The 4,314-nt window shown below is 37.7% G+C and carries 4 protein-coding genes; 2 read left to right on the forward strand and 2 right to left on the reverse strand.

Annotation, left to right across the window (positions count from 1 at the left end):
- On the forward strand, window positions 1-1,263 hold a 1,263-nt coding region (locus CXF89_RS18510; RefSeq protein WP_121955422.1), incomplete at its 5' end, for a S41 family peptidase.
- Between the two features lie 121 nt (window positions 1,264-1,384).
- On the opposite strand, the gene CXF89_RS18515 is transcribed toward CXF89_RS18510, so the two are convergent.
- Complete coding sequence (locus tag CXF89_RS18515; RefSeq protein ID WP_024600636.1) at window positions 1,385-1,789, reverse strand: hypothetical protein; 405 nt, start codon at window positions 1,787-1,789, stop codon at window positions 1,385-1,387.
- A gap of 379 nt (window positions 1,790-2,168) precedes the next feature.
- On the opposite strand from CXF89_RS18515, the gene CXF89_RS18520 reads away from it, so the two are divergent.
- Window positions 2,169-2,717, forward strand: a complete 549-nt coding sequence (locus tag CXF89_RS18520) for a hypothetical protein (protein WP_121955423.1) — start codon at window positions 2,169-2,171, stop codon at window positions 2,715-2,717.
- A gap of 105 nt (window positions 2,718-2,822) precedes the next feature.
- Here CXF89_RS18520 and CXF89_RS18525 read toward each other — a convergent pair whose 3' ends face one another.
- Window positions 2,823-4,073 (reverse strand): cation:proton antiporter, encoded by a 1,251-nt coding sequence (locus CXF89_RS18525; RefSeq protein ID WP_121955424.1) that lies wholly within the window; start codon window positions 4,071-4,073, stop codon window positions 2,823-2,825.
- Between the last annotated feature and the right edge of the window lie 241 nt (window positions 4,074-4,314).

The raw sequence follows: 4,314 nt of genomic DNA on the forward strand, positions 1-4,314 counted from the left end.
TTAAGCGCATGTGGTGGGTCAGAAAACGAAGGACAAATAATTAGTTCCGATCCGCAAGTATGTGAATCTCAAGCTGCACAAAACGAAGCTCTGTGGGATTACCTTCAAGCAGACTACCTCTGGAACGATCAATTAAATACCTCTACCAACCCATCAACATTTGACTCGTTAAACGATTTACTGACCGAAGTTCGCGCACAAGTAGAACTAGATGAATTTAGTTATGTAGTTACAGCGCAAGAATATGAGGATCAATACATTAACGCGAGTTATTTCGGTTATGGTTTATCAAATAGATTAATGACAAACGGTATTCTTGTAAAATATGTTTTTGATGATGGCAATGCCGCTGCTATGGGTTTAACAAGAGGCTCGTTAATCACCACAATGAATGGCATCAATATTGAAGAAGCAATGGCTAATAATACTTTTGATTACGATGCTTTATTTGGTCCAGACGAAGAAGGCTATACAGTCGACGTAACCTGGGTAGACTTAAACGGCGTGGAACAAACAGGCACCATGTCGCGTTCAACCGTTAACACCAATACAATACTTGACACCCGTATTTTAGAAGCCGACGCAGGTAAGGTTGGCTACCTTGTATTTGATAGTTTTGTTGAACGCAGTGCACAAGACCTAGATGACGCATTTTCATTATTTAAGCAAGAAGACGTAACCGAGCTTGTACTTGATTTACGCTACAACAGCGGCGGTTATCTAAATATAGCAAAACAACTAGCAAGCCAAATTGCCGCCGAGCAAGTGTTAGGTAAACCCATGTTTAGCTACCAATACAATAAAAATCGAGGCTCTAACAGCACAAATTTTGAGTTGAGTGGTAGCAAACCCCGTCTAAACTTACCCCGCGTTGTAGTGCTGACCACTGAACAAACAGCGTCTGCTAGCGAAGTGTTAATAAATGCACTAGAACCTTACATAGATGTTCAAGTAGTTGGCACAAGCACAAGAGGAAAGCCTGTTGGCATGGATATCAACAAGCTATGCGACCATGTAGTATTCGCTATCAACTTTAAAATGGTTAATTCAGAAGGATATGGCGACTACTTTAACGGTTTACCAGCCGATTGTTATGCCGACGACACCATTAATGCAGACTGGGGCGATACAAAAGATCCGCTTTTAAACGAAGCACTTTACTTATTAGCTAACAATAGCTGCTCAACAACTCAAACAGGTCAATTACCTAAACAAAAATCGTTTAATAACAATTTTGGCTTATTCGACAAAAACACAATATAAATCTTTTCAAATAAACACGAAAAAGCCGATGTTGGGGTTTAACCCTACATCGGCTTTTTTACTCTCGCTATTTTATATTATGCTTTAGTAAGCACTTTATAAAACACGTTATAAAGGTTTTTTATAACGATAATTCTTCTTTAGCGCGAGTTAAGTTGTGCGATACCATCGTGCTGTTAGACAATTTTGATGCTTCGTATAAATCAGCAAGTGCAGCAGTGTCGTTATGGGCTTTTAAACGTGCAACACCACGGTTGCTTAATGCGAATGACGTAAGTTGACGTACTTTAAATTTAGGGCCATCTGCGTCTTTTAAAAGTGCGATTGCTTTAGTACAAATTTCTTCCGCTTGCGCATAATTTTTTGACTTAACATTCAGTGCGCAGCTATTAAATGATTGCTCAAGTGGCTGTGGCGCTGTTGCAGTTTCAATAACCATTAATTTGTAATCACTTGCATCAGCTACTGCAGCAGCTGAACATGTTAATAGTGAGCTAAGAGCGATAGTTTTGATAAGTGTTTTCATGGTTACATTCCTGATTAGTTAAGCCGTGCTTGTTGCCGACAACTGAACTTTAGAGAATTAACACAAGCCCGACAAACGATTAAAACAAACCTAATAAGTGAAGAAAATTAACCTATAGACCTTAGTCTAATACGTTTAAACTTTTTCTATATATTTAAATAGCTTACGCATCATCGTACGTGTCTAAAATCGCTACTTTACGTTTTCAAATGTATATAATTATTTATGCCTTTTTTTAGTTGGTTTTATTTTAAACACCTTACTTTGGCATAGCTGAGTAACAATCAAACAAATTTATACATTTAATTACATGCAATACTAAGTTATGTATTTATAATTGCAGCTCTGGTAACTTTTCATCATTAATGGGTTAACTTTTTTGAAACACACACTTCCTCTTTTTGTTTTATTAAGCACGCTTTTATCATTTAGCCAAAATGCTAACGCAAGGCTTTTGCTCGGTAACAACATGCCTAACACCGGTATGTTTATAAAGTCAGAATTTAATGGCGATAGCAGCATTACATCTGCGGGTGTAGAAATGATGGTTAAGCAAAATTACAGTAACTTTGGTGTTGTTTTTACAAGCGCAATTGGCGCGGCAGTAATCGATAATAAACAAGGCGAGCAAGAAGAGTTTATAACTTGGGACAACGGAATGAAGCTTGGTTATTTTAATAACTTTTTTATATACGCCGAGCTTGGCTTAGATCTGTTCGAACTCGCCTTTAAAAACGATAGAGGCGATAACACCTACCAAATAGAAAAATCGAACAACGACATAGACGGCTACGCAGGTATAGGAGCGGGTTATCATTTTAAGCCATTTAAAATAGAAGTATTTACCCAAGCACGCCAAATAGATGGCGACTACTGGGAAGCACAAGAACATATTTACAGCGGTGTGCAGCTCAGCTTTACGTTTTAATTGCCCTTTTGTTTTATAAGAAAAATAAAAAGCGTGTGAAATACAGCTATTTCACACGCTTTTTTAAAAATTACATTTAACAGGTTTAGTCTAACCAATTTATATTTAACGGATAGTTTTGGCTACTTTACCAATACTCAAACCCTGAATTAAAATAGAAAAAACCACAACCGCATAAGTGAGAGCCAACAAAATATCGCGCTCGTTCCCATCAGGTAGTTGCAATACCAGTGCAACCGATATACCACCACGCAAGCCACCCCAGGTTAAAACTTTCCATGCGCCAGATGGCAACTCTAATTGCTTATTAAATGTAGTGGTTGTTATACCCACAACGATTAAACGTGCGAGTAACGCTAATAAAATTGTTAAGCCACCAGCAATAAATAAATTACTCGAAAATGCAATCATGACGACCTCAAGCCCTATGAGTACAAATAAAATGGCATTTAAAATTTCGTCAATCAGCTCCCAAAACAAATCAACGTAATGGCGTGTTTTGTCGCTCATAGCCATACTACGACCATGATTACCCACCATTAGCCCCATCATTACCATTGCGAGTGGGCCCGACAAATGCCAATGGCTAGCAAGTGCATAACCACCAATAACGCCCGCTAAAGTAAGTAGTACTTCTTCTTGGTAACTATCAATACTTTTAAGTAAATAATATAAAATACCACCTAATACCAAACCAAAAACAATACCGCCACCGGCTTCAACCGCCAGCGTGTGCGCTACATAATAAGTTGTAGGAATATCACCACTTGATAAAACACCCAATAAAAGCACAAAAATAACCACGCCAATACCATCGTTAAACAATGATTCACCCGCAATCACGGTTTCAATACTTTTAGGCGCACCCGCAGATTGTAAAATTCCCATTACCGCAATCGGATCAGTTGGCGAAATTAATGCACCAAACAACAAGCACCAAATAAACGCTAAATCAAAACCAAGCAAAGGAAGCACTAAATAAAGCGCACCAGCAATAATAACCGTTGATAGCAACGTACCAACACAGGCTAAAATACCTATGGGTAATTTATAGCGCCTTAAATCGCTAACATTTACATGTAGCGCCCCAGCAAAAAGTAGCATAGAGAGCATGCCATCGAGCAAAACTTCAGTAAAATCTAACTGATCGAGCAAGCTTACTTCGTAATCTATAAGATCATCAAATCCTAAAAAGCCCAAAAATATAGCGCCGATAGACAAAAGCATCGAAATAACCATAACGCCAATGGTTGTTGGCAAGCCAATAAAACGATGGTTTACATAGGTAAGTAACGCGGTAATTGATAAAAATATCGCACTTATTTCAAGTACGCTTAGGCTGGTTCCTGGTGCCATGGTTTAAATCTCAATATTTATTTAATGATGCCTTGCTCAAAACAAGCAAAGCAGAAAGGTTATTATTTTTTATACGGTTATCTCTTATTATATTCGTATAGCCTAAACAAGCACACCCAAAATATTAATTATAAATACATACCCTACTCAATTAACGTATTTAAAGTATTAACTCACATATAAAATAAAACAAAAAACCCATGTTAGGAATTAACCTAACATGGGTTTTTTACTCTCGCTA

The organism is Pseudoalteromonas sp. MelDa3 (assembly GCF_002863625.1).
Taxonomy (GTDB): Bacteria; Pseudomonadota; Gammaproteobacteria; order Enterobacterales; family Alteromonadaceae; genus Pseudoalteromonas; species Pseudoalteromonas arctica.

Coding starts and splice junctions, on each gene's coding strand:
- CXF89_RS18525 (WP_121955424.1), bottom strand. CDS start 4,073: ATGGCACCAGGAACCAGCCTAAGCGTACTTGAAATAAGTGCGATATTT.
- CXF89_RS18515 (WP_024600636.1), bottom strand. CDS start 1,789: ATGAAAACACTTATCAAAACTATCGCTCTTAGCTCACTATTAACATGT.